This window comes from Comamonas sp. lk (assembly GCF_900564145.1).
Classification (GTDB): domain Bacteria; phylum Pseudomonadota; class Gammaproteobacteria; order Burkholderiales; family Burkholderiaceae_C; genus Comamonas.
The window spans coordinates 1,424,251-1,448,614 of sequence record NZ_UOOB01000001.1 but is presented as its reverse complement, the minus strand read 5'-3'; the positions used below and the strand labels follow the sequence as shown (position 1 = coordinate 1,448,614).

Genomic DNA, 24,364 nt, shown 5'->3' with positions numbered 1-24,364 from the left:
AAAACAATAGCCTTAAGCGGCCATGAATAAAGGGCTGGAGGTTTTGAAACCTCCAGCCCTTTTACTTTGTTATCTGTAGCGCTTAATTCAGCTGAATATGGGCGGCCTGAATAATGCGGGCATTGGCCTTGGATTCGGCCTCGATCTGTTTGGCAAAATCAGCGGCCTTGCCGCCCGTAGGCACGTTGTCGGTAAGCTCCAGACGCTGACGCACATCGGGCAAAGCCAGGGCTTTGTTCACTTCGGCATTGATGCGTGCCAGAACTGGCGCTGGCACGCCTGCCGGCGCAAAAATGCCGAACAACGAAGTCGTATTGGCACTCTTGTAGCCCAGCTCCTCCAATGTTGGCACCTGGGGCAGGGAATCCAGACGCGAAGGCGCTCCCACGGCCAATGCCTTGAACTTGCCAGCCTTGATGTGCTGCATCACGGCCGGACCGGCATTGGTGGACAGAATCTCGAACTGCGCGCTCAGGCCGTCATTGAGCTGCTGGCCGCCGCCCTTGTAGGGCACATGGGTGATCTGCGCCTTGGCCTTGTCGGCAATCTGCTCCATCATGATGTGGCCCAGCGAGGCGAGACCGGCCGTGGCCCAGCGCACCTCGCCAGGATGGGCCTTGGCCTGAGCAACCAGCTCGGCGAAGCTCTTGGCCGTGGAGCGCGTGGTCGCCAGCAGCAGCACGGGCGAATACATCACGCTGACCACGGGCACGATGTCCTTGTTCGGATCAAACAGCGGCTTGCCCAGATGGGGGCTGAGCGTGAGCGGGCTGATGGAGGAAAAACCCAGCGTATAGCCGTCGGGATTGGACTTGGCCACCAAATCCAGACCGATGGAGCCGCCGGCTCCGGCCTTGTTGTCGATCACCACAGACTGGCCCAGCGCCGCCGTCAACTTCTCGCCCAAGGCGCGCGCCACCACATCGCTGACCCCGCCGGCAGGGTAGGAAACAATCAGGCGAATCGGGCGCTGAGGCCAGGCCGCCTCGGCCTTGTCAGCCGCCTGAACATTCAAAGACAGGGCTGCAGGCAATGCGGCAACCGCACAGGCCAGCAGGCTTAGGCGCAAAAAGTAAGTCATTAACATGGCAAAAAAGAAAGCAATGCCCGGATTTTTGACCAAAGCCTAAGCCCTTGACCCAGCCTCTGATGATTCGACTGTTCAACGCCGCAAATTGTCACATCGACAGCAAAATACAACGATTCAGCCTTCACCCAGACTCGACGCTAGACTGACAGACAACGTCCACCCTCAAGGAGTCGTATGGCTGAACAACACGCCCCACCCGCAAGCTCGTGCCCAAGCACACCCGCCGCCGCATCCGGCCTGTCGCGCCGCACGCTGTTCTCGGCGGGCACGGTCGCTCTGGGTGCTCTGGCCATGCCCAGCGCCGCGCAAGCCAAGGCCGGCACGGCACGCATCTGCATCTTCGATGGTTTGCAGCCCGTGGCGCTGAGCATCAGCGGCCCTGGCGTACAAGCCAACCGGGGCGCTGTGGATGTGACCCGCGACCGCATGCTGACCGTGCATGGCCACTGCTTTGATGCCGCCTGGGCCTGCGGGTTGGATGCCATCAACAGCCTGGAGACAGAGCGCATCAGCACCACGGTGGAATACGACGGCAAGACGCATGAGCTGCGCGGCCCTTTGCTGCAGACCGTGTTGCAGGCCGCCGGCGTGGACCTTGGTCAGGCCATGGCGGCAGGTCACTGGCTGCTGCTGCAAGGCATTGACGGCTACCGCGCCCAGCTGCCGCTGACAGACGCCATACGCTGGAAGCTGCTGCTGGCCACGCATATGGACGGCCAGCCTCTGGCCATGGGCGGCCTGGGGCCGCTGTGGGCCATGTACGCCTCCGAGGACATTGCCGAGCTGGCCGACAAGCCGCTGGACCAGCGCTTCACCCAGGCCGTCTGGGGCCTGTACTACATGGCGATAGCCGCCCAGCCGCCGCAGCCTTGATCAGCCGCGCGGGTGGTGCTCGGCATGCAAGGCCTTGAGCCGCTCGCGCGCCACATGGGTGTAGATGGTGGTGGTGGAGATATCGGCATGACCCAGCAGCATCTGGACCACGCGCAAATCCGCACCATGGTTGAGCAAATGCGTGGCAAAAGCATGGCGCAGCGTGTGCGGCGACAGCGGTGAGTTCACCCCCGCAAGCTGCGCGCATTTCTTGACGATGACCCAGAACATCACCCGGCTCATGCCCGCGCCGCGCTGGGTGACAAACACCGCGTCGGCCCGCTGTCCGCCCAAGATGCCGGCACGCGCCTGCTGCAGATATTTCTCCAGCCACCACTGTGCCTCCTGGCCAAACGGCACCAGCCTCTCCTTGCGGCCCTTGCCCGTCACGCGCAGCACGCCGGCGCGCAGATCGAGCTCGTGCAGACACAGGCCCACCAGCTCGCTCACACGCAGGCCGCTGGCATACATCAGTTCCAGCATGGCGCGGTCGCGCAGGCCCAGCGCCGTATCGGTATCCGGGGCCTTGAGCAGTGCGTCCACCTGGGCCTGGGTCAGCGTCTTGGGCATGCGCGGCGCCTGCTTGGCAGCCAGCAGCCGCACCGTAGGGTCGGCGCTGACGCGCTTTTCACGCAGCGCCCAGTGGTAGTAGCGGCGCAGCACCGTCAAACGCCGGTTTGACGAGGTGGCGCGGGTCTCATCCACCCGCGCTGCAAAATAGTCCTGCAGATCTGCTTCGGTCGCCGCATCCAGATGTTTCAGCGTTTCGCTGCGCGCCAGCCAGCGCCCAAAAGCCTGCAAATCGCGGCGGTAAGCACCCAGCGTGTTGCGCGAGAGTCCGTCTTCCAGCAGCAAGGCATCTATGAACAAATCCATGGCATCCAGGCTGGCGGGCAAAGGCTGAGGCCAGTCGTCAGGCAAAGGCTTTGCTCGCTTGGACTTGGCGAGAATCTGTGGGGTCTGGGAATGCGGCAAGGGCAAATCGGCTTCGGGCATGGGCGCTAGATTACACACTCCACTGGTGGCTCGTGCTCAGAAAAAATCAAGAGAAAACCTCGTTCAGCCCATATAAGTAAACCGCAAGCAGCTATCGAATCATGAGTCACCGGACGCAAAAAAGCCCGGCGACCTGAAAGGCACACCGGGCTTTGGCAAAGCCGCGCTTAGTCCAGCGTCAGCTTTTGCTTGGCCACCACCTGCTTGTAGGTTTCGTACTCATCCTTGAGTTCCTTGGCAAACTGCTCGGGGGTGTTACCCACCACCAGCGAGCCGGTGTCCTCGATGCGCTTTTTCACCGCAGGGTCCTGCAGCACCTTGCGCACGGCCGCGTTGATCTTGTCCACGGTGGCCTTGTCCATGCCCTTGGGACCCAGGATGCCGTAAGAAGCCATGCGGTTCACCTGCTCCAGACCCACTTCCTTGAAGGTGGGCACATCGGGCAGCACGGCCAGACGCTGAGGCGCGGCCACGACCACGGCCTTGAGGCGGTTGTCCTTGATGAAGGGCAGAGCCGATGGCAGATTGTCCAGAATCATAGGGATCTGGCCGGCAACCGCATCATTGAGGGCAGGACCTGCGCCGCGATAAGGCACGTGGGTCATCTGGATGCCGGTCAGCGACTTGTACAGCTCCATCAGCATGTGCTGGATGCCGCCCGTACCCGACGAGCCGTAGGAATACTTGCCGGCATGGGCCTTGAGTTCGGCCTCGAATGCCTTGTAGTTGGCCGAGCCTGCAAACTTGGGATTCACGGCGATCACATTGGGCGTGGCCGCAATATTGATGATGGGCGTGAAGTCCGTCAGCGGGTTGTACGGGGTCTTGGGGTTGATGGCCGGGTTGGTGGCCATGGTCGAGAGCGTGGAAATACCCAGGTTGTAGCCATCGGGCTTTTGACGCGAGGTTTCCATCGCACCGATCACACCACCGCCGCCGCCCTTGTTGTCCACGATCACGGGTTGACCCAGTTCCTTGCCCAGCGGATCGGCGATCACGCGGGCGATGATGTCGGTCGTGCCGCCGGCCGCAAAAGGCACCAGCAACTTGATGGGCTTGGTGGGGTAGCTGGCCTGAGCCATCACAGCGGTCGAAAAACCAGCAGTTGCCAGAGCCACAGTCAGGCCCATGTACAGACGACGATTCATCAAGGATCTCCTCATGATTTCTATGGAAAGCGTCCCATACTAAGTGCCGAGAAAAACCTGTGGTTTTATTTCAGCCGCCGAAAACTCAGTGTTTACCCTGAATCGCTGCAGTTTCTTTGAATCACATCAACTTTCGTAGCAAACCAGCGATTGCAGCCCAGTAAGTATTACTACTAGAACCTTGGCGACAGCTTTGACGTTCGGGCCTGGGCACAGGCCCTATGCTTGCGGGCCGTGAACTATCTAGAACTGCTTTTCCCCGATTTCGCGCTCATCGTGCTGGGCTATGTGCTGTGCCGCTTCACGCCCATCAACCGCAGCGTCTGGCAATCCGTGGAGCAACTGGTGTACTACCTGCTGTTTCCGGTGCTGCTGTTTCACTCCATCACCCGCAATCCTATCCAGTGGGGCGACGCCAGCCAGTTGCTGGGCGCTGGCGTGCTGGGCGGTCTGCTGGGTATTGCGCTGACCTACGGCCTGCCCTATCTACCGTTTCTGGGCCGGCGCATCGACCTGCGCAGCCATGCATCGGCAGCGCAGGTGGCGTTTCGCTTCAACTCATTCATCGCGCTGGCACTGGTATCACGGCTCGCGGGTCCGGAAGGTCTGCTCTATGTCTCGGTGCTGATCGGTGTCTCCGTGCCGCTGTTCAATGTGGCCGCCGTCTGGCCCATGGCACGCGGAAGCAGCCAGCATTTTGTCGGCCATTTGCTGCGCAACCCGCTGATCGTCAGCACGGTCTGCGCCCTGCTGTTCAATGCCGCAGGCCTGAAGATTCCCGAGTTGCTGGAAACGCCGGTGGCACGCCTGGGCGCGGCCTCGATTGCGCTGGGGCTGATGGCGGCCGGAGCCGGTCTCAAGATCAGCGCCCTGGCCAGCAACAAGCTGCTGGCGGGCGAGCTGCTGCTGATCCGCCATGCAATTCAGCCGCTGATTGCCTTTGCCATGGTGCGATTGTTCGGACTCCAAGGTGCGCAGGCGATTGCGCTGATGGCGTTTTCAAGCATGCCCACAGCCTCGTCATGCTATGTGCTGGCCGTGCGCATGGGCTATGACGGCGCCTTTGTGGCCAGCCTGGTGTCGCTGTCCACCATGCTGGGCGTCCTCAGCCTGCCGTTTGGCCTGTGGTTGATTGGCATCTGAATTGATAGCTGTCAGCGCTTGATGAAAAAGCGCTGCAGCCTCATTCAGCTCAAATCATTGGCCGCATCCCGCTGCGCCAGCGCCCAGGCCACATGTTCGGCCACCACCGGATCCGGGTGAGCGGCCCGGCTTTGCAATGCGGCCTGCAGCTCGGGCTGCCCCGTCTCGCGCCAGGCATTGCCCAGGGCCACGGCCACATTGCGCAGCCAGCGGGCATGACCTATGCGGCGAATCGGACTGCCTTCGGTGACGCGCAAAAAAGTGGCCTCATCCCAGGCAAAGAAATGCACCAGCTGCGTACCGGCTAGGCCGGCTCGTGCATCGAAGTCCGGCAGCTGACTGGGCTGGGCAAACTTGTTCCAGGGGCAGGCCAGCTGGCAGTCGTCACAGCCATAGATGCGGTTGGCCAGCAGCGGGCGCATGTCCTCGGGAATGCTGCCTGCGTGCTCGATGGTCAGGTAAGAGATGCAGCGGCGCGCATCCACCTTGTGCGGCGCGATGATGGCGCCCGTGGGGCAGGCATCCATGCAGGAAGTGCAGCTGCCGCAGTGCGCCGTCACGGGCTCGGTGGCGTCGATGGCGAAATCCACATAGATTTCACCCAGGAAAAACATGGAGCCGGCCTCGCGGCTGAGCACCAGCGTGTGCTTGCCGCGCCAGCCCTGGCCGCTGCGGCTGGCCAGTTCGGCCTCCAGCACCGGGGCCGAATCGGTAAAAGCGCGGTGGCCGAACGGGCCGATCTCCTGGGCAATACGCTCGGCCAGCTTCTGCAGCCGGTTGCGCAGCACCTTGTGATAGTCACGCCCACGGGCATAGACGGAGACAATGCCTTCGCTAGGTCGTCCCAGACGCGCCCATTCCACAGCCTGCCAGCCTTTTTCTGTATCCCGTGGTAAATAATCCATGCGGGCGGTGATTACGCTTACCGTACCGGGAACTAATTGCGCAGGGCGGGCTCGTTTCAAGCCATGGGCTTGCATGTAATGCATCTCGCCATGAAAGCCCTGCTCCAGCCACTGCTGCAAACCGGGCTCGGCCGAGGACAAATCCACACCTGCCACGCCGATTTGGGAAAATCCCAGCTCGCGAGCCCAGGCTTGCATCAAAGGAACCAATTGACTGCTGCTCAACATACTCCCCAGATTGTAGGAAACCAAGCCTCACCTGCGCCCCAGCAGCTGCAGATACTCTGGCGCGACGAACAAGATACCCAGCGTTTTGCCCAGACGCTGGCCGCCCTGCCACAGCTGCGCAACGCCTATGTGACGCTGCACGGCGATCTAGGCGCAGGCAAGACCACCTTAGTCCGCCACTGGCTGCGCGCCCTGGGTGTGCAAGGCCGCATCAAAAGCCCCACCTATGCCGTGGTGGAGCCGCACGAGGCCGGCGAGCTCAGCGTCTGGCACTTTGACTTTTATCGCTTCGATGATCCGCGCGAGTGGGAAGACGCCGGTTTTCGCGACATTTTCGCCAGCCCCGGCCTCAAGCTGGCAGAATGGCCCGAGAAGGCCGCAGCCGTCACCCCGGTTGCGGATGTAGCTATTTATATCGAAGCAATTGACGATATGCAGCGACAGGTCACGCTCAAAGGCATGACCCCTGCCGGCTGCACTGTGCTTGAAGCATTCAAGGCATGAGCAAAACCCCATCCTCCACCCCATTTCCCTTTGGTCTGTCGCGCCGTAGCCTGCTGCAGGCGGGCGGCGTCGTCTTGCTACTGGGACGCCAGCATCTGGCCCAGGGTGCCAGCATTGTGGCCGTGCGCGTCTGGCCCGCGCCCGACTATTCGCGAGTCACGCTGGAGTCCGATATTCCTCTGACTGCCAAACCGGTCTTCGTTCCCTCCCCCCCTCGCCTGGCCGTGGATGTGGAAGGGCTGGACTTGAACCCGGCCCTGAAGGAACTGGTCGCCAAGGTCAGGCCCGACGACCCCAATATCGCCAGCATCCGCGTGGGACAGTTCGCTCCCGGCGTGGTGCGTCTGGTGATCGACCTCAAGCAGGAAGCACGGCCCCAGGTCTTTACCTTGCCGCCGATTTCCCCCTACAAGAACCGCCTGGTGCTGGATCTGTACCCGGCCAAGGCCGTGGATCCGCTGGCCGATCTGATTGCCGACCGCCTGCGCGAAGCCGGATCCAGCAGCGTCGTTGCCGGTGCCGCAGGTTCGGCCGGCGCGTCCGGCATGATCGCCACACCACCGCCTGCCGTGGCCACCGCACCGCAGCCGCCCCAGGCAGACCCGCTGGGTGATCTGATTGCACAGCGCAGCACTGCGACGCCAACACCGCCCCCGGTGGCCATTGCCCAGGCTCCGGCACCGCGCCCGGCACCGACTCCCGTGCCGCCGCCAGCACCTCGCCCCCCCTCGGTCAACATCGCCACCTCGCGCCGTACGGACCGCATCATCATCGTGGCGCTGGACCCCGGCCATGGCGGTGAAGATCCCGGCGCCACCGGCCCCAGCGGTCTGCGCGAAAAAGACGTGGTGCTCAAGATCGGCCATCTGCTGCGCGAACGCATCAACGATGCCCATATCGGCGGCAATCCCATGCGCGCCTTCATGACCCGCGATGCCGACTTTTTCGTGCCCCTGGCCACCCGCGTGGACAAAGCCCGTCGCGTGCAGGCTGACCTGTTCATCAGCATCCATGCCGATGCCTTCACCACCCCGACCGCGCGCGGTGCCAGCGTGTTCGCGCTCAGCGAGCGTGGAGCCTCCAGCACGGCTGCGCGCTGGCTGGCCAACAAGGAGAACCAGGCCGATCTGGTCGGCGGTCTCAACGTCGGCGGTCTGCAGGACCAGCATGTTCAGCGCATGCTGCTGGACATGAGCACCACGGCCCAGATCAAGGACAGCCTGAAGCTGGGAAATTCGCTGCTGGGAGAAATCGGCAGCATGGCCAAGCTGCATAAAAGCAAGGTCGAGCAGGCCGGTTTTGCCGTGCTCAAGGCTCCCGACATTCCCAGCGTGCTGGTGGAAACCGCCTTCATCAGCAACCCAGAGGAAGAGGCCAAGCTGCGCAGCAGCGCCTATCAGGAGCAGCTGGCCGACGCCCTGATGGTCGGCATACGCAAATACTTTGCCCACAACCCGCCGCTGGCGCGCAGCCGTTCGGTGTAGGCCCTGCGACACATCAAGCTACTTTCTGCAAAGAACCGTCACCTCATCAACGATTTATTACGTCCATCCAGCCCCTGGGTACAGGGGCTAGAGGTGCTTTCCTACTGGTGGCGCCGCTTTTGCAACGCACCATGGGCCTATGTTCATCAAAGGTGACGTTCAGGTCTTCCGGCATCTAGTCCCGTCCTTTCGCCACCGCTCAAAGGAGAACTGAATGACTATCCGTACTTTGACCCTGGCCTCTATCGCCGCCCTGAGCTTTGCCATGGCAGGCTGCTCCACCAACCCCAGCAACGCGCAGATTGGCACGGGCGTGGGTGCCGTGGCCGGTGGCGTAGCGGGCAATGCCTTGTTCGGCGGCACGCTGGGCACCGTAGGCGGTGCAGCCGCCGGCGCGCTGATTGGCAATGAAGTGGGCAAGCGCAACGACGGCCACCGCTGATCCTCGCCCCCATGAAAAAAGCCCCGAACTTCGGGGCTTTTTTCATGTCAGAACAGCTGCCAGTCTTTTCAATGTCTGGGGTTGCAGCTATTAAATTCGCTAGTGTCAGACTCAGGCGGCACCAGTCTTTTCTGCGCGGCCCGCGCGCCAGGCACCAAACACGGCAATCAGCCCCGGCACCAGAATCAGGCCCCAGATGATTTTCTCCAGGTTGTTCTTCACCCATTCCATATTGCCGAAGAAGAAACCTGCAGCGCTGATGCCCACCACCCACAGGAAGGCGCCCACCACATTGAACAGGGAGAACTTGGAGCGGCTCATCTGCGCCACACCGGCCACAAAGGGCGCAAAGGTGCGGATGAACGGCATGAAGCGGGCCAGGATAATGGTGACGCCGCCATAGCGTTCGTAAAACCCATGGGCCTGATCAAAGGCCTTGCGGTTGAACCAGCGCGAGTTTTCCCACTGAAACACCTTGGGTCCGAAATAGCGGCCAATCGAGTAATTGCACTGGTCGCCCAAAATGGCGGCCGCCAGCAGCACGACCACGGCCAGCGGATAGCTCATAAAGCCTGCGCCGCACAGCGCACCCACGATGAACATCAGCGAATCACCGGGCAGGAAGGGCATGACGACCACGCCGGTTTCCACAAACACGATGATGAAAAGCAAGGCGTACACCCAGGGGCCATAGGCCACGACAAACGCTTCCAGGTGCTTGTCTATATGCAGGATGAAGTCGATCAGGAACTGAATAATTTCCAAAGCACGGTCCTATGAAATGGGGAGCGGCATGCCAGAGATGCCGGCCCGTACTGTACTGCGCCTGATCCATTCCGACGGCGCTGGCCGCGTTTCGCAAGCGCAATTTTTCTGCCGGAGTACACAGCTGCTTGCCCGTAGATACAAGTGCAGGCCCTGATACGCCATCTGTTACAACAATTGATAAATCTATACGTCAACAATACGTCAGCTTGCGCTTTACGCAGGCACAGTAGAGGTGTGTGACTGCAAGCCGTGCCTTGCAGTCCAAAACATGGCCACAGGCCCGCAAGTCCAGCGTCTCGCACTTCCCTCTTTCAGAGAAGACCGCCAAGACTGGACCGCTTCCCACAACGAGCACGACGAGAGGAATACGAGCATGAACAAGATCACTACGCGCTATGGCAAGGCCCTGACTCTGGCTGTCGCACTCACCGGTGCTCTGGCACTGGGCGGCTGCGCACATGGCCCCAGCCGTCAACAAGTGGGCATAGGCGCTGGCGCTGTCGCCGGTGGCGCCGTGGGCAATGTGCTGTTTGGCGGCCCTCTGGGCACCATCGGCGGTGCAGCAGCCGGCGCGCTGGGCGGCAATGAACTGACCAAGGGCGGGCGCGGTCACCGCCACTAAGCCTTGTTTCAGAGGCCGATAAAAAGAGCTGCTCATCGCAGCTCTTTTTTTGTTTTGGGGCATCAAAAAACCTCACGCAAAAGCTCACGTTCTTGGCGGCTTGCGCACAAGCCTAGAATGATTGGCGTGAACGCATCCAGCCCCGACCTCTCTCCCACCCTCCCCGAAACCACGACGGCCCTCGAGGCACAGCCTGAGCGCCGCCCCATCCGCGATCTGCCCGACGAGCTGATCAGCCAGATCGCCGCCGGCGAGGTGGTGGAGCGCCCCGCCTCCGTGGTGCGCGAGCTGGTGGACAACGCCCTGGATTCGGGCGCCCGCCAGATCACCGTGCGCCTGCTGGCCGGCGGTGTGCGCCTGATTGCGGTGGAAGACGACGGCTGCGGCATTCCGCGCGAGGAGCTGCCTGTGGCCTTGCGCCGCCACGCCACCAGCAAGATCACCGATCTGCACGACCTGGAAACCGTGGCCACCATGGGCTTTCGCGGCGAAGCGCTGGCCGCCATCGCCTCGGTGTCGGAAACCTCGATTCTTTCGCGCCCTGCGGGCCAGGACTCGGCCTATCTGCTCGACGCCCGCAGTGGCGAGCTGCGCCCGGCCGCCCGCAACCAGGGCACAACGGTGGAAGTCAAGGAGCTGTTCTTCTCCACCCCGGCGCGCCGCAAATTCCTCAAGACCGATGCCACCGAGTTGGCGCACTGCATTGAATCCGTGCGCCGCCATGCACTGGCCCGGCCCGATGTGGGCTTTGCCATCTGGCACGAAGGCAAGCTGGCCGAGCAGTGGCGAGCCGCCACCGGCACTCCCGAAGAAGCCATCTCCAGCCGTCTGGCCGATGTGATCAGCGACAAGTTTGTCAGCAACTCCGTCATCGTGAACCACTGGGCCGGCCCGGTGCATGTCACAGGTCGCGCCGGCATTCCGGATGCTGCCCGCTCGCGCCCCGATCAGCAGTTTTGCTATGTCAACGGCCGCTTTGTGCGCGACAAGGTGCTCACCCATGCCGCCCGCGCCGCCTACGAAGATGTGCTGCACGGCACCAAGCAACCGATTTTTGCGCTGTATATCGAGATCGATCCGGCCCGCGTGGATGTGAACGTACACCCCACCAAGATCGAAGTGCGTTTTCGCGACAGCCGCGAAGTGCACCAGACCGTGCGTCACGCGATTGAAAACGCCTTGGCCACACCGCGCGCCGCCGCCGTGGTGGAAGCTGCCGCCGCAGAGGCTGCCAGTGACGCAGCCCGTCAACCGGGCCTGATTGTCGAAGCAGGCGCAGCCCCCGGCAAAGCCGCCACCCAGTCCTGGCCGCAAACCCGCATGGCTTTTGGCGAGGAACGTGTGGGCACGCCGGTCAGCGATCTGGCCAAACTCTGGGCTCCCATGCGAGAGGAAGCAGCTGCCCCGGCAACGCCGGCAAGCACTGCGGTCCCTGTGGCCTCGGAACCCGTCGCGCCCCTGCTGACACCGCCGCTGGCACCATCCACGGCAGCGTCTGAAGTACTGAGCGTAGCTGCTGAGACTTCAGCTCCTGCCCCTGTTCAAACCACTGCTCCGGCAGCCACGCCACCTCTGGCACCCTCTGCAACGCCCGCAACACCGTCAACGTCTGCCGCAACCCGGCCCGCACCAGACAGCGACAGCGTTGACACCGTCAAGCATCGCCCATCGGGCCAAAGCAGCTATTTCACAAGAAATACGGCTTCAGCCCCAGCTGCATATGCACCAGCCGCTATCAAAGCTGAGGTGGCCCCTGCGGTTTCAGCGCCATCCGCAACGCCTGCACCAACTGCTGCCCGCACCACGCCGGCAGCGGCCGACAGCGCCCCCGTCTGGCCTCTGGGCCGGGCCGTGGCGCAAATCCACGGCGTCTATATCCTGGCCGAAAACAGCCAGGGCATGGTGATCGTGGACATGCATGCCGCCCATGAACGCATCGTCTACGAGCAGCTCAAAAACTCCGTCAACAGCAGCGATGGCGAGCAGCAGATTCCCAGCCAGCCGCTGCTGATTCCCGCCACGTTTGCCGCCACGCCCGAGGAAGTGGCCACGGCCGAAGACCATGCCGAAACCCTGCTGGCGCTGGGCATGGAAGTCTCGCCCTTCTCGCCCAAGACACTGGCCGTGCGCGCCGTGCCTGCCTCTCTGGCCCAGGGCGATGCCGTGGAGCTGGCCCGCAACGTGCTGGCCGAGCTGGCCCAGCACGACGCCAGCACCGTGGTGCAGCGCGCCCGCAATGAAATTTTGGCCACCATGGCCTGCCATGGCGCCGTGCGCGCCAACCGCAAGCTCACCCTGGACGAGATGAATGCGCTGCTGCGCCAGATGGAAGTGACCGAGCGCTCGGACCAATGCAACCACGGCCGCCCCACCTGGCGCCAGCTCAGCATGAAGGAGCTGGACGCGCTGTTTTTGCGCGGCCGCTAAAGCACGCAAGACTGGCAGCGCTTGAAGCGCCTATTTAGCAGCTACATTGTTTCCATCCATAACGATAGCGGGCCGGGAGACACAGGCCCCGGCCGCAGCCATGAATCCCACCGCCAGCGCAACGACGACCGTCAACCCCGAACCGGCCGAGGCCCAGTCCTTCATCGCCCGCGTGCGCACCGCCCTGCCCCAGCTGCCGCCCACCGAGCGGCGCCTGGGCGAGTTTTTACTGGATTTTCCCGGCAATCTTTCCAGCTATGCGGCGGCCGAGATTGCCAAGCTCACCGGCGTCTCCAACGCCACCGTCACCCGCTTTATCCGCCGCCTGGGCTATGAGAGCTATGAAGACGCCCGTCGCCATGCACGCGCACAGGGCGACAAAGGCTCGCCCCTGTTCCTGGCCGCTGCCGCCTCCCAGGGCACGCCCACGGCCGATGTGATTGCCACCCATCTGCGCCAGGCCAGCGACAATCTGGCCGTCACCACCGGCCAGATCTCTGCCGCCCAGCTGGATGCGATTGCCAAGGCCTTGATTGCGGCGCGCCAGTTGCTGTTTGTGGGCTACCGCCAGAATCGCAACTTTGCCGCCTATCTGCGCTGGCAGCTGCTCCAGGCCCTGGACATGCCCAGCCAGGTGATTCCCGGCGCCGGCGAGACGCTGGGCGAATACGCGGCCCATCTGGGCGAAGGCGATGTGGTGGTGGTCTTTGCCCTGCGCCGCAGCGTGCCCGTGGTCAGCGAATTCGCGCGCCAGGCCAGGCAAATGGGGGCCAGGCTGCTGTGTATCACCGACCATGCCAGCCCCGCGCCCGAGGCCGACTGGCTGCTGCGCGTACAGACCTCGGCCCCGGGCCCGCTGGACAATCATGCGGCGCTGTTCATGCTCTGCCACCTGATTGCCACTACCACCTTGCAGCAAAGCGGCCAGCCCGGTCGCCGGCGCATGGCCGCCATCGAGGCCAGCCATGACGCACTGGACGAGCTGCGCTGACGGGCTAAGCTGAACCGAGGCGCTACCGAAACAGAAGCAACTGGCGTTGATTATTCATAGATTTCATGCTTCTTTGTATCTGAAACCCTTGAATATCAGGCGCTAGACGCTATCAGTTTCATACCTGTTCCAAGGTCTGCAGCTGCAAACCCTTGAGCGCCGCCTGCACTGACGCCACCACGGGCGAGAGCACGGGCACGGCAAAGCGCGGCGCCAACCATAGCGCGGCTTCGGCCAGCGGGCCGCCGCCAATCACCACGGCCCGGGCGCCATCGCCTGCCACACAGGCGGCCACGGCTGCGGCCAGACGCTCGCACTGCAAAGCCGGGTCTGCGGCCAGCGCCAGGGGCTGGCCTTCTGCAATGCGGGTGCCGCTGAACCAGGGCGTCAAACCCAGGGCCGAGACCGAAGCCGCAATCGAGGCCTCCAGCCCCGGCGTGGTGGTGGCAATGCCAAAGCGGCGCGGTAGGCCTTCGGCGTCGCAGGCCGCTTGCATCATGGCGGCTTCTCCTATGCCAAAGGTTTGCACCTGCGCAGGCAGGGCGGCCCTCAGCAAGTCCAGACCCGGGTTGCCAAACGCGGCCACGATGATGGCGCAGGGCCGGGTGTTGTCATTGACGTCGGCAAACTCCCGCCCCAGCCTCAACACTTCCTGCTCGGCAATGGCCAGGCCCGCCTCATCGGTAATCATGGCCGCGCCACGGGCGGCCGTCGCCGTTTGCAGGTGCACGCCGGCGGGCAGACAGGCCAGCGCCTGGCGGGCCATCAGCGCCGTGGTCTGCTGCGAGGTATTGGGGTTCAGCAGCAGAATCTGCGCCGCCAGCGGCTTGTCTTGCGAATCTGGCAAAGCGCTCATGCTGTGCGCTCCTGACCGACGGCCACGCCGCTGCGCGCCGCAGCTTCACTGTGCGCATGCGATTCGCCTCCCGCCCCCTCTTCGATGGAGCGGCCGAAAGTCTCGGGCGCAAACTGCACTGCAATCGCAAAAATGAAGTACATGGCGGCAATCATGCCGAACATGCCGGAGACACCGTGTAGATCGAACATCTTGCCCGCCAGCGTCTGCGACATGGCGCCGCCAATCGTGCCCAGGGCCAGCAGAAACGAGGTGCCCAGGGCGCGGATGCGGGTGGGGTAGAGCTCGGGCGCAAAAATCCAGATGGAGGTATTGAGCGTCAGCACGCAGAACTGGAAGATGGCGCCGCAGATCAGGATCATGGCCACGCTGTCGGTGAAGTTGCCAAAGGCCAGCCCCGCCAGACAGGCGGCAATCGCCCCCACGGTCAGCACACGCTTGCGCGGAAAGTAGTAACCCATGGTGGAGGCGGCAACCGCCCCCAGCAGGCTGCCCACCTGCATGACGATGGTGAAGCTGAAGCTCTTGGTGATGGAGTAACCCTGGGCTACCAGGATGGTGGGCATCAGCGTGAGCACCGACAACTGCGCACCAAAAGTCATCCACGAGGCCAGGCCCACGGCAATGGTGCGGCGTGCATAGCCACCCTTGAAAATATCGGTGAACGAGCTGCGTTGAACGCTCTGCGCAGCAGCGTCCGGATCTCCCGCTGCGTTCTTGCTGATGAATTCACGCACCTCGTACTGAGCATTGGCCAGCTTGCCCGATGCCAACATGCTCAAGACCTGGTTGGCTTCATCAACCCGACCTTTGGAGAGCAGAAAGCGCGGCGTCTCGGGCACAAAGCGGCGGTAGAAGACGATGAAGATGGCCGGCAGCACCAGGCAGCCGAACAGCCAGCGCCAGGAATCCTCACCAGGGAACAGCGTGAACACGCCCAGCGCAAATGCCGGGGCCAGCATATTGCCCAGGCCGCCGCCGCCCACATTGATCAGCCCCACGGCCGTGCCGCGAAAGCGGGCCGAGCAGAACTCGGCCAGCATGGTCACCGCCGTGGTGATTTCCCCGCCCAGGCCAAAGCCGACCACAGCGCGGGCAATGGCCAAAAAGGCGTAGTCAGGCGCCAGTGCGCAGCCCACAGCGCCCAGCGTGAACAGGCCCAGATTCACATTGAGCATGAAGCGCCGCCCCAGGCGGTCTGCCAGATAACCCGACAGCAGCCGGCCCATGGCGGCGGCAAAGAAGGTGATGGTGTTCAGAAACGCGATGTCGGTGGCATCCAGCTTCCACTGTTCACGCAGCAGCGGCCCGACCAGACCCACGGCGTTTTGCTCGAACACGTCGAACAACACGCCGCAAACCACCAGAAAGATGATGCTTTTGTGCGAGCGCGTCACGCCAATCTGATTGAGCGCGCTCTCCAGCTGCTGCATTTGCGCTGCGCTGGCCATGCCTGACGCCGAGGGCGTTACGGGAATCTCTGCTGCCATACAAGCCTCCTGTGTTCCGTGAGTCAAATGAAATTTCAGTGTTGCGAGATATGAAATTATTTTTTCTCATTACACAAGATGAAATTTAAATTTCAAACACAGGTTTACCCGGCTTGCAGCCGCTTGACTGCATTCGTTCTGCAGCGAGGGCCAAGCAGCCGCAGATTTGGCGTCTCAGAGTTCAGATCAGTGAAATACAGATTTCACAAATCAGAGAGCATGACAAGACAGAGTCAGCACCAAGTTGGTGCTATCACATTTAGAGACTCCCAAGCGCTTACTCATGGCTCTTTCCCAGCCAGCAAAGACAAGTGGCGAACATCCAGATTTTTTTGCGACGGCAAGACACGAGCTCATGCACCAGCTAAGTGCTTGCCACCACTGAAAAAACACCCCAAACGCGCACCAACAAGTTACACGAGCGCACCAGAATTGCGCCGACGCGCACCGAAACCATGCATGAAGGCATAACTTTTTGGCATAATCTTGGTTTTGCTAGTTTGCACGCCCCCCTGTTTTGTCAGAAAGTTCTCTTATGAAGTACGAGTCCGTAGGCCAGTTCCTGGAAGAAGTGGCACAACGCAACCCCGGCCAGCCCGAGTTCCTGCAAGCCGTCACCGAAGTGATGGAAAGCCTCTGGCCCTTCATTGAGAAGAACCCCAAGTACGCTGAACACTCGCTGCTGGAGCGCCTGGTCGAACCCGAGCGCATCATCCAGTTCCGCGTCAGCTGGTCTGACGACAAGGGCCAGGTCCATGTGAACCGCGGCTTCCGCATCCAGCACAGCATGGCCATCGGTCCTTTCAAGGGCGGTCTGCGCTTCCACCCCTCGGTGAACCAGTCCGTGCTGAAGTTCCTGGCTTTCGAACAAACCTTCAAGAACGCTCTGACCACCCTGCCCATGGGCGGCGGCAAGGGCGGCTCCGACTTCGACCCCAAGGGCAAGAGCCCTGCCGAAGTCATGCGCTTCTGCCAGGCTTTCGTGACGGAGCTGTTCCGCCACGTAGGCCCTGACACCGACGTGCCAGCTGGCGACATCGGCGTGGGCGGCCGCGAAGTGGGCTATATGGCCGGCATGTACAAAAAGCTGTCGAACACTGCAGCTTCGGTGTTCACCGGCAAGGGCCTGGCTTTCGGCGGCTCGCTGATCCGCCCCGAAGCCACGGGCTACGGCACCGTGTACTTCGCTCGTGAAATGCTGGCCACTCGCGGCCAGTCGTTCGAAGGCAAGACCGTGTCCGTGTCCGGTTCGGGCAACGTGGCGCAGTACGCCGTGGAAAAGGCCATGGAACTGGGCGCCAAGGTCGTGTCCGTGTCCGACTCTTCGGGCACCGTGTACGACGCTGCAGGCTTCACCACCGAGAAGCTGGCCGTCCTGATGGACGTGAAGAACCACAAGTACGGCCGCGTCAGCGACTACGCCAAGCTGGTTTCCGGCGTGGAATTCCTGGCCGGCAAGAGCCCCTGGTCCATCAAGGTGGACGTGGCCCTGCCTTGCGCCACTCAGAACGAACTGAACGAAGCCGATGCCAAGACCCTGATCGCCAACGGCGTGCTGTGCGTGGCTGAAGGCGCCAACATGCCCTCCACCAACGAAGCCGCCCGCGCCTTCGAAGCGGCTGGCGTGCTGTACGCACCCGGCAAGGCATCGAACGCCGGTGGCGTGGCCACTTCGGGTCTGGAAATGTCGCAAAACTCGGCCCGCCTGTCCTGGCCCGCCGAAGAAGTGGACGCCCGTCTGCTGCAAATCATGCAAAGCATCCATGCCGCTTGCGTGAAGCACGGCAAGCGCGAAGACGGCACGATCAGCTATATCGACGGCGCCAATATCGCCGGCTTTGTGAAGGTGGCTGACGCCATGCTGGCACAAGGCGTGATCTAAGCTTTTTGCTGGATCCCTCCAAAAAGGCCCTTCGGGGCCTTTTTTCTTATCTGCGGCAAAGTGGAAAGCAGCCGGCCACGCTGAATTTCGACCCACGCTGTGGTTCATAAGGGAGATGACAATCGGCCAGAGGCAGTTTTGACGTTCGGGGAGTCAAAGCCTCACCATGACTCATATAGCATCGTGGCTATGACTCTTACCACCCGTCTGCTCCTTGCTGCCGCGGCAGTTGGCAGTGCTGTCGCCTGCTTAGCACAGGTATCGGAGTTCTCCATTTTCTGCACCCGCATCAACATCCATGCACGCATCAGCTGCTTAATGAACGAGAGGTCTGGTTTTCAGCGCCATCGCACTGGGCATGCATCACTATTTTTAATAGCTCGCGCTGCCCAAGACAGGGCATGCCCTCGTGGCAACTTTCCGATGGGCGGGTAAAAAACAGTTTTATCCGTCAGAGAGGGAGCCATGAGAGCTGGAATGTATTTCTCCGCACTACTGTGCAGCAGTGCTTTCATGATGATGAGCGGCAACGCCATGGCCCAGGCCAGCGGTCTGTCGCGCACCATGGTGGGCAAGGCTGATGTCTCCGTGCCCGGCCGCGAAGCCGTGGTGGCCAAAGTGGAAGTGGCTCCCGGCTCGCGCGCCGGCCGCCACACCCATCCGGGCGACGAAATCAGCTATGTGACCGAGGGCGAGGTGGACCTGCTGATAGACGGCCAGCCGCCGCGCACCGTCAAGGCCGGCGAATCCTTTGTGGTGCCGGCAGGCGTGATTCACGATGCGCACAACGCCAGCAGTGCCGCCGTCAAACTGGTGGGCGTGTATGTGGTGGAAAAAGGCAAGCCGCTGGCCACGCCCGCGCCCTGAACAGCGGCACAAAAAACCAAGGCCGGAGCATGCTCCGGCCTTTTTCATGGACGCTCGTCCGGACTATTTGCGCTTGACGGCCGCATCGCACCAGCGCTGCGCCACCTGGGGCGAGGTGCTGCACACGGCATCGTGGGTGACCGTTGTCACGGCGCGCTCCAGCAACTGGATATCAGCCTCGTGCTGGCGGGCCACATGGGGATCTTCAAAGAAGATGGCGCGGTGGCAGCGCTTTTCCAGCACCAGATCGGCAATCTGCGCGTCTCCTCCCAGAGGGCCGCTGTTGTAGCGGTCCACCCAGGGCTTGCCCGCAGGCCAGCCCTTGCTCCAGGCCAGCTCGTTGAGCTTCTGACCCGTGGTACCGGTGCCCACCCGGCGGCGGTAACGTGAGAGCAACTCGAAATTGCGGTCCACAAAATCCAGCATGGTGGGCTTCATGGCATCGTGGGCAATCAGCGCCAGCGTCTGGTTTTCATAGTCGTGAAAGCGGTCGGCATTGCGGTCGCGCGCCAGCCCGGCATGGATGCGCTCCATCTCTATCCAGTCGCGGGTCGATGCCACGGTGGAGAGAAACGGCTTGCCGTGAATCACGCACTGGCGCTTCATGGCCAGGGCTTCGGGGAAGATGGAAGAAGGATCGACCGGGTCCATCAGATAGATGGCGCCATCCAGCGTGCGTTCGTCGCCTTCCATGCCCACCACTTCGGCCACCAGCTTCATCAGCCCGCCTTCACGGCCATAGGGGTAGCGCACTAGGCCTTTGTAGCCCTGCAACATGCCGGCAGCGGTGATCGCGTCATAGGTGCGGCCCACCGCGTGGAAGCCAAGCTTCAGCTCCCGGATTCCCGCCTCGCAGGCGCGCAGCAGGGAAAACAGCGCGGCATCCTCGGTTTGGTGATGCAATTTGTTGGCGGCAAGCCCCAGGCAGATCGACATATCTAAACAGTCCTCAAACAGGCATCAGACGCTTATTGAAAAAGCGCAAGCAGCTACGAATAAAAGAGCATTCGTGATTCAAAACACCCACAAGAATAGCGCCAATTCATGACAGCAAAACCGGCGCGCGATTTGCCGCCGCCATACTTGCTCAGCACTTGACAGCCCACCCTGCACCCCATGCCTGCCTCAGCCCGCTTCTGGAAACTGCGCCGCCTCCTGCTCGCCCTGGGCCTGATCGTGCTTGCGGCCCTGTCGGTCTGGGGCATGCAGGTGCTAGACGCCAAGCAGCGCGCCTGGATTTTCCAGCCCAGCGACCGCAGCTGGTCCGGCGTCAACACCGCAGGCATGCAGGATGTCTGGATCGATTTCCGCAGCCGCGACGGCAGCGACGCCAGGTTGCATGCGCTATGGATGCCGGCCAGCAATCGCCAGGCCCCGCTGCTGCTTTATCTGCACGGAGCACGCTGGAATGTGAAAGGTTCCTCGCCCCGCATCCGGCGACTCAACGACATGGGCTTTTCCGTGCTGGCCGTGGATTACCGGGGTTTTGGTCAAAGCAGCAAAACCCTGCCGTCCGAGGCTTCCGCCACCGAAGATGCCCGTGCCGGCTGGGACTGGCTGGCCCGCAAAGCGCCGGAGCGGCCACGCTATATCTTTGGCCATTCGCTGGGCGGGGCGATTGCGATTGATCTGGCCGCCTCCGTCAAGGATGAATCCGGCGTCATGGTCGAATCCACCTTCACCCGCATTGCCGATGTGGTCAGTTCCATGCCCTGGGGCTGGCTGCCCGTGGGGCCGCTGATCACGCAGCGCTTTGATTCGGTGAACAAGGTCGCCGCCATCGGCTCTCCCCTGCTGGTCGTGCACGGTTCGGCAGATCCGCTGATTCCCGTCGCTCTGGGCCAGCAGCTGTTTGAAGCAGCACAAGAGCCCAAGCGCCTGATCCTGGTGGACGGCGCCACCCACCACAACACCCAGACCAAGGCCATGGCCCAGTACCGCTCGGCACTGCATGAGCTGTTCGGCCTAAACCTGGCCAAAAGCAAGAGTTGAAGCCTGGGCATCTCACTTCAAAGATTTTTAGGTTATTTAAAAACCAGTTTTTATTATTTTTCTTTTTATAGAGATTTTTTCAGAATGCAGGCACTGGCCTTAGCGCCGTCACCTTGTGATTCCAGCCATGCATTCCCGTCGTACTTTTCTGCAGCAATCCCTGCTGGTTATTTCTGCCGCTTCCACCGCTTCCTTTTCGCTGACTGCCCTGGCCAAAGCCGCCGAAGGAGCGGCCATCCCGCAGGCCAGCCGCATTCTGGTCGGCTTTGGTGCCGGCGGCGGAATTGATCAACTGGCCCGCGTGTTGGCCGACAACATCGCTCCCCAACTGGGCAAGGGCCACTACGTGGTGGTCGACAACAAACCCGGAGCGAATGGACAGATTGCCGCCCAGACCTTGCTGAACGCAGCGCCCGACGGCAGCACCTATCTGATCGCACCGCTAATCACGCCGGTGCTCTCGCAAATCGTCTACAAAAAGCCCGGCTACGACCCGGCACGCGACTTTGCCCCTGTGAGCCTGCTGGCGCACTTCCAGTTTGGGCTGGCCGTACCGGCCAAGCACCCGGCACGCAATATCCAGGAATACGTGGCCTGGCTCAAAGCCCATCCGCAGCAGGCCAATTTCGGCAGTCCGGCCGTGGGCAGCCTGCCGCACTTTTTCGGTCTGCTGCTGGGCGAAGCAGCCCAGGTCAATATCGTCCACGTGCCGTACAAGGGCGGTCCGGCCATGATGACGGATCTGATCAGCGGGCAGCTGGCTTCGGCCATACAGACCACCAGCGAACTGGCGCCCTTGCACAGAGAGGGCAAGGTACGGATTCTGGGAACGTTCGGCACCGCGCGCACCAAAGAGCTGCCCGAGATTCCCACCTTCACCGAAGCCGGTTACCCCAAGGCCGTGGGCAGCGGCTGGTACAGCCTCTGGGCACGCAAAGGCACTTCGCCCCAGGCCATCGCCGCCGTCAACCAGGCTGTCAACTCCGCACTGAGCAACCCCAGCCTGCAGACCAAATGGAGCGAGCTGTCCTTGCAGCCCGATCCCCGCACGCCCGCCGCGCTGGAGCAGCTGCGCGTGGCGGAAGTCGCCAAATGGCGCCCCGTGATCACCGCTTCCGGCTTTGCCATCGAATAACCCAGACCTTTGGCGAAATGATCCGATGACCGCTCCGAATATTGTTTTCATCCTGGCCGACGACCTGGGCTGGGCCGACCTTGGCGTCTATGGCGCCACCGACTTCAAGACGCCTCACCTGGATCGCCTCGCTGCCCAAGGCGTGCGCTTTAACCAGGCTTACGCCAACTCCGCCGTCTGCTCGGCCACGCGCATTGCGCTGATCACCGGACGCTACCAGTACCGCCTGCGTGCCGGCCTTGAAGAACCGTTGGCCCGCTATGGGGGCCAGCTGGGTCTGCCGTCCGAGCACCCCACCCTGCCCTCGCTACTCAAGGATGCCGGCTACGACACCGCGCTGATTGGCAAATGGCATCTGGGCCAGCCGCCCGCCTATGGACCGCAGCGCAGCGGCTATGACTATTTCTTTGGCAACCATCATGGCGCCATCGACTATTTCACGCACAAGCCCGGCGTGGGCGAGCAGTTCGGCCGCGACCTCTGGCAAGGCAGCGAGCCCGTGGAGCGCACGGGTTACTACACCTACATCCTGGGCGATGAAGCCACCCGCTATTTGCATGAGCGCAAGAGCAGCGACAAGCCCTTTTTCCTCTCGCTGCACTTCACGGCACCGCACTGGCCTTGGGAGGGGCCGAACGACGAGCATGTCGCACACAGCATCAAGGACTTGTTTCACTACGACGGCGGCAGCCTGAAGAAGTACGGCGAGATCGTCGAGGCCCTGGACAAGGCCGTGGGCCAGGTGCTGCAGGCACTCGATGACAGCGGCCAGGCCGACAACACCATCGTCATCTTCACCAGCGACAACGGCGGCGAGCGCTTTTCCAAGACCTGGCCCTTTACCGGTCAGAAGACCGAGTTGCTGGAGGGAGGCATACGCGTGCCCACGCTGCTGCGCTGGAGCGCCCGCATTCAGCCCCAGGTACAGGAGCAGGTCACGGCCACTTTTGACTGGCTGCCCACGCTGCTGGCTGCGGCCGGTGCCAGGCCACACCCTGACTACCCCAGCGACGGCCAGAACATCCTGCCTATCCTGGAGGGTCAGCTGGCAGACGATGCAGCCCATACCGACCGTACCTTGTTCTGGCGCTACAACTCCCAATCCCAGCGGGCCGTGCGACAAGGCCCCTGGAAATACCTCCAAATCAACGACAACGAATTCCTGTTCAACGTTGTCGAGGATGCCCGCGAACGCGCCAACCTCAAGCACCATCAGCCCGAGATCTTCGCCCGGCTGCGCCAGCAATGGGAACAATGGGATCAGCAGCTGCTGCCGGCCGCCGAAGCCATTTACAGCCATGGCCTATCCCCCGATATTCAGGCCGACCGCTATGTGCCCGCTCGCCTGAGCCAGAGCTGATACCCGCAGAACAGTTGCAGCCACTGCAGCAGCACACCCGGTGCGTTATCCTTGGCAATCAGCAAAGCAGATGGTCCGGTCGTTCCGGGCCATTTGTTTTTGTGTTCTGCCCGCATCGTTTTCTGCCTCCCATGACTGCTACTCATCAGCTGCCCTGTATCGCCATTGCCGGCCCCACTGCCTCGGGCAAGACCGCCGCAGCGCTGGCGCTTGCAGACCGTCTGGCGCAGCGGGGGCAAAAAGCCGAGATCATCAGCGTGGACTCGGCCCTGGTCTATCGCGGCATGGACATAGGCACGGCCAAGCCTTCTGCCGCCGAGTTGGCCGCCGTGCCTCACCACCTGATCGACATCATCGACCCGCTGCAAGCCTATAGCGCAGCCGAGTTTGTGCGCGATACGCAGAGGCTGGTGGCTGAAATTCGCGAGCGCTCGGCCATCCCGCTGCTGGTGGGCGGCACCATGCTTTACTTCAAGGCCTTGATGGACGGGCTGGACGATATGCCTGCCGCCAACCCCGAGGTGCGCGCCCAGCTCGATGCCCAGGCCGCGCAACTGGGCTGGCCCGCCATGCACGCCCGACTGGCCGAAGTCGATCCCGTCACTGCGGCGCGTCTCGCGCCCGCCGACAGCCAGCGCATTCAGCGCGCGCTGGAAGTCTGGCAGATTTCGGGCAAGCCGCTATCGAGCTTTCACACCAGCAAAAACAAAGCAGGTCCCGCAGAGCAGTTAGGCCTTGCAGCTCTTTTTTCTCTGGAACCGGAGAACCGGGCCTGGCTGCACCAGCGCATCGCGCTGCGCTTCGATCTGATGCTGGAGCAAGGTTTTCTGGACGAAGTACGCACGCTGCGCGCACGCGGCGACCTGCATCTGGATCTGCCCTCGATTCGCTGCGTGGGCTACCGCCAGGCCTGGGAGGTACTCGATGCCCATGAGGCCGATCCATCCAGACCGCTGGACATGGCGGGGCTGCGCGAACGCGGCATTGTGGCCACGCGCCAGCTGGCCAAACGCCAGATCACCTGGCTGCGCTCCATGCCCCAGCGCCAAGCCATTGCCTGCGATGCCCCGGATGCACAAGCGCGGCTGCTGACGGCTGCCATGCAGCTGATTGATTCGGCAGCTTGATCCAACGCAGCAAGCCGGCAGCACCGGCATGCTT

Annotated in this window: 22 protein-coding genes; 14 read left to right on the top strand and 8 right to left on the bottom strand. The window is 62.3% G+C overall.

The genetic code is table 11. From position 1 onward, the window contains the following. Positions 1-82: 82 nt before the first annotated feature. Complete coding sequence (locus tag EAO39_RS06465; protein WP_120970773.1) at positions 83-1,081, bottom strand: tripartite tricarboxylate transporter substrate binding protein; 999 nt, start codon at positions 1,079-1,081, stop codon at positions 83-85. A 183-nt stretch (positions 1,082-1,264) separates the two neighbouring features. Between EAO39_RS06465 and EAO39_RS06460 the strand changes: the two genes are divergently transcribed. Next, positions 1,265-1,963 carry a molybdopterin-dependent oxidoreductase gene (locus EAO39_RS06460; RefSeq protein WP_120966680.1) on the top strand — a complete coding sequence of 233 codons (699 nt, stop codon included), beginning with the start codon at positions 1,265-1,267 and terminating at the stop codon, positions 1,961-1,963. On the opposite strand, the gene xerD is transcribed toward EAO39_RS06460, so the two are convergent. Both xerD and EAO39_RS06450 read right to left on the bottom strand, forming a co-directional pair. Further along, entirely contained in the window at positions 1,964-2,839 is an 876-nt protein-coding gene (gene xerD / locus EAO39_RS06455; RefSeq protein ID WP_240467078.1) for a site-specific tyrosine recombinase XerD, read from the bottom strand. A 287-nt stretch (positions 2,840-3,126) separates the two neighbouring features. Next, the gene (locus tag EAO39_RS06450) at positions 3,127-4,107 is read right to left on the bottom strand and encodes a tripartite tricarboxylate transporter substrate binding protein BugE (protein WP_120966678.1); all 981 of its coding nucleotides are present in this window, start codon (positions 4,105-4,107) and stop codon (positions 3,127-3,129) included. Between the two features lie 234 nt (positions 4,108-4,341). Between EAO39_RS06450 and EAO39_RS06445 the strand changes: the two genes are divergently transcribed. After that, on the top strand, positions 4,342-5,250 hold the full coding sequence (locus EAO39_RS06445; RefSeq protein ID WP_120966677.1) for an AEC family transporter: 909 nt from the start codon (positions 4,342-4,344) through the stop codon (positions 5,248-5,250). Between the two features lie 44 nt (positions 5,251-5,294). Here EAO39_RS06445 and queG read toward each other — a convergent pair whose 3' ends face one another. Beyond that, positions 5,295-6,353, bottom strand: coding sequence for a tRNA epoxyqueuosine(34) reductase QueG (gene queG, locus EAO39_RS06440; protein ID WP_120966676.1), 1,059 nt, complete (start codon positions 6,351-6,353; stop codon positions 5,295-5,297). 12 nt (positions 6,354-6,365) lie between these two features. Here queG and tsaE point away from each other — a divergent pair, with 12 nt between their 5' ends. The 3 genes from tsaE to EAO39_RS06425 all read left to right on the top strand — a co-directional run bounded on the left by tsaE (position 6,366) and on the right by EAO39_RS06425 (position 8,813). Further along, the gene (tsaE, locus tag EAO39_RS06435; protein WP_120966675.1) at positions 6,366-6,887 is read left to right on the top strand and encodes a tRNA (adenosine(37)-N6)-threonylcarbamoyltransferase complex ATPase subunit type 1 TsaE; all 522 of its coding nucleotides are present in this window, start codon (positions 6,366-6,368) and stop codon (positions 6,885-6,887) included. Next, entirely contained in the window at positions 6,884-8,371 is a 1,488-nt protein-coding gene (locus tag EAO39_RS06430) for an N-acetylmuramoyl-L-alanine amidase (protein WP_120966674.1), read from the top strand. Before tsaE ends, EAO39_RS06430 begins: the two co-directional genes overlap by 4 nt. A 214-nt stretch (positions 8,372-8,585) precedes the next feature. Beyond that, the gene (locus tag EAO39_RS06425; protein WP_120966673.1) at positions 8,586-8,813 is read left to right on the top strand and encodes a glycine zipper 2TM domain-containing protein; all 228 of its coding nucleotides are present in this window, start codon (positions 8,586-8,588) and stop codon (positions 8,811-8,813) included. Between the two features lie 111 nt (positions 8,814-8,924). Here EAO39_RS06425 and EAO39_RS06420 read toward each other — a convergent pair whose 3' ends face one another. After that, entirely contained in the window at positions 8,925-9,578 is a 654-nt protein-coding gene (locus tag EAO39_RS06420) for a DedA family protein (protein WP_120966672.1), read from the bottom strand. A 376-nt stretch (positions 9,579-9,954) separates the two neighbouring features. Here EAO39_RS06420 and EAO39_RS06415 point away from each other — a divergent pair, with 376 nt between their 5' ends. The 3 genes from EAO39_RS06415 (at position 9,955) to EAO39_RS06405 (ending at position 13,621) form a co-directional block, all read left to right on the top strand. After that, positions 9,955-10,203: a hypothetical protein gene (locus EAO39_RS06415; protein ID WP_120966671.1), complete on the top strand. Its 249-nt coding sequence runs from the start codon at positions 9,955-9,957 to the stop codon at positions 10,201-10,203. A gap of 117 nt (positions 10,204-10,320) precedes the next feature. Beyond that, positions 10,321-12,630, top strand: a complete 2,310-nt coding sequence (mutL, locus tag EAO39_RS06410) for a DNA mismatch repair endonuclease MutL (RefSeq protein ID WP_120966670.1) — start codon at positions 10,321-10,323, stop codon at positions 12,628-12,630. Positions 12,631-12,730: 100 nt separating this feature from the next. Further along, the gene (locus EAO39_RS06405) at positions 12,731-13,621 is read left to right on the top strand and encodes a MurR/RpiR family transcriptional regulator (RefSeq protein ID WP_120966669.1); all 891 of its coding nucleotides are present in this window, start codon (positions 12,731-12,733) and stop codon (positions 13,619-13,621) included. Between the two features lie 118 nt (positions 13,622-13,739). Here the strand turns inward: EAO39_RS06405 and EAO39_RS06400 are convergent, their stop codons facing one another. Continuing rightward, on the bottom strand, positions 13,740-14,477 hold the full coding sequence (locus EAO39_RS06400; protein WP_120966668.1) for an aspartate/glutamate racemase family protein: 738 nt from the start codon (positions 14,475-14,477) through the stop codon (positions 13,740-13,742). After that, positions 14,474-15,967 carry an MFS transporter gene (locus EAO39_RS06395; protein ID WP_120966667.1) on the bottom strand — a complete coding sequence of 498 codons (1,494 nt, stop codon included), beginning with the start codon at positions 15,965-15,967 and terminating at the stop codon, positions 14,474-14,476. The genes EAO39_RS06400 and EAO39_RS06395 overlap by 4 nt, the downstream gene beginning before the upstream one ends. Positions 15,968-16,502: 535 nt before the next feature. Here EAO39_RS06395 and gdhA point away from each other — a divergent pair. Together gdhA and EAO39_RS06385 are read left to right on the top strand one after the other, a co-directional pair. Further along, positions 16,503-17,849, top strand: a complete 1,347-nt coding sequence (gdhA, locus tag EAO39_RS06390) for an NADP-specific glutamate dehydrogenase (RefSeq protein ID WP_120966666.1) — start codon at positions 16,503-16,505, stop codon at positions 17,847-17,849. A 477-nt stretch (positions 17,850-18,326) separates the two neighbouring features. Next, positions 18,327-18,716 carry a cupin domain-containing protein gene (locus EAO39_RS06385; protein WP_120966665.1) on the top strand — a complete coding sequence of 130 codons (390 nt, stop codon included), beginning with the start codon at positions 18,327-18,329 and terminating at the stop codon, positions 18,714-18,716. 63 nt (positions 18,717-18,779) lie between these two features. Here the strand turns inward: EAO39_RS06385 and EAO39_RS06380 are convergent, their stop codons facing one another. Further along, the gene (locus EAO39_RS06380) at positions 18,780-19,652 is read right to left on the bottom strand and encodes a methylglyoxal synthase (RefSeq protein WP_120966664.1); all 873 of its coding nucleotides are present in this window, start codon (positions 19,650-19,652) and stop codon (positions 18,780-18,782) included. Positions 19,653-19,832: 180 nt separating this feature from the next. On the opposite strand from EAO39_RS06380, the gene EAO39_RS06375 reads away from it, so the two are divergent. The 4 genes from EAO39_RS06375 to miaA all read left to right on the top strand — a co-directional run bounded on the left by EAO39_RS06375 (position 19,833) and on the right by miaA (position 24,330). Then, positions 19,833-20,708 (top strand): alpha/beta fold hydrolase, encoded by an 876-nt coding sequence (locus EAO39_RS06375; protein ID WP_120966663.1) that lies wholly within the window; start codon positions 19,833-19,835, stop codon positions 20,706-20,708. Positions 20,709-20,835: 127 nt separating this feature from the next. After that, positions 20,836-21,843: a tripartite tricarboxylate transporter substrate-binding protein gene (locus tag EAO39_RS06370; protein ID WP_120970771.1), complete on the top strand. Its 1,008-nt coding sequence runs from the start codon at positions 20,836-20,838 to the stop codon at positions 21,841-21,843. 25 nt (positions 21,844-21,868) lie between these two features. Next, complete coding sequence (locus EAO39_RS06365) at positions 21,869-23,203, top strand: sulfatase-like hydrolase/transferase (protein ID WP_120966662.1); 1,335 nt, start codon at positions 21,869-21,871, stop codon at positions 23,201-23,203. Between the two features lie 131 nt (positions 23,204-23,334). Further along, positions 23,335-24,330, top strand: coding sequence for a tRNA (adenosine(37)-N6)-dimethylallyltransferase MiaA (miaA, locus tag EAO39_RS06360; RefSeq protein ID WP_120970769.1), 996 nt, complete (start codon positions 23,335-23,337; stop codon positions 24,328-24,330). Positions 24,331-24,364: the final 34 nt, after the last annotated feature.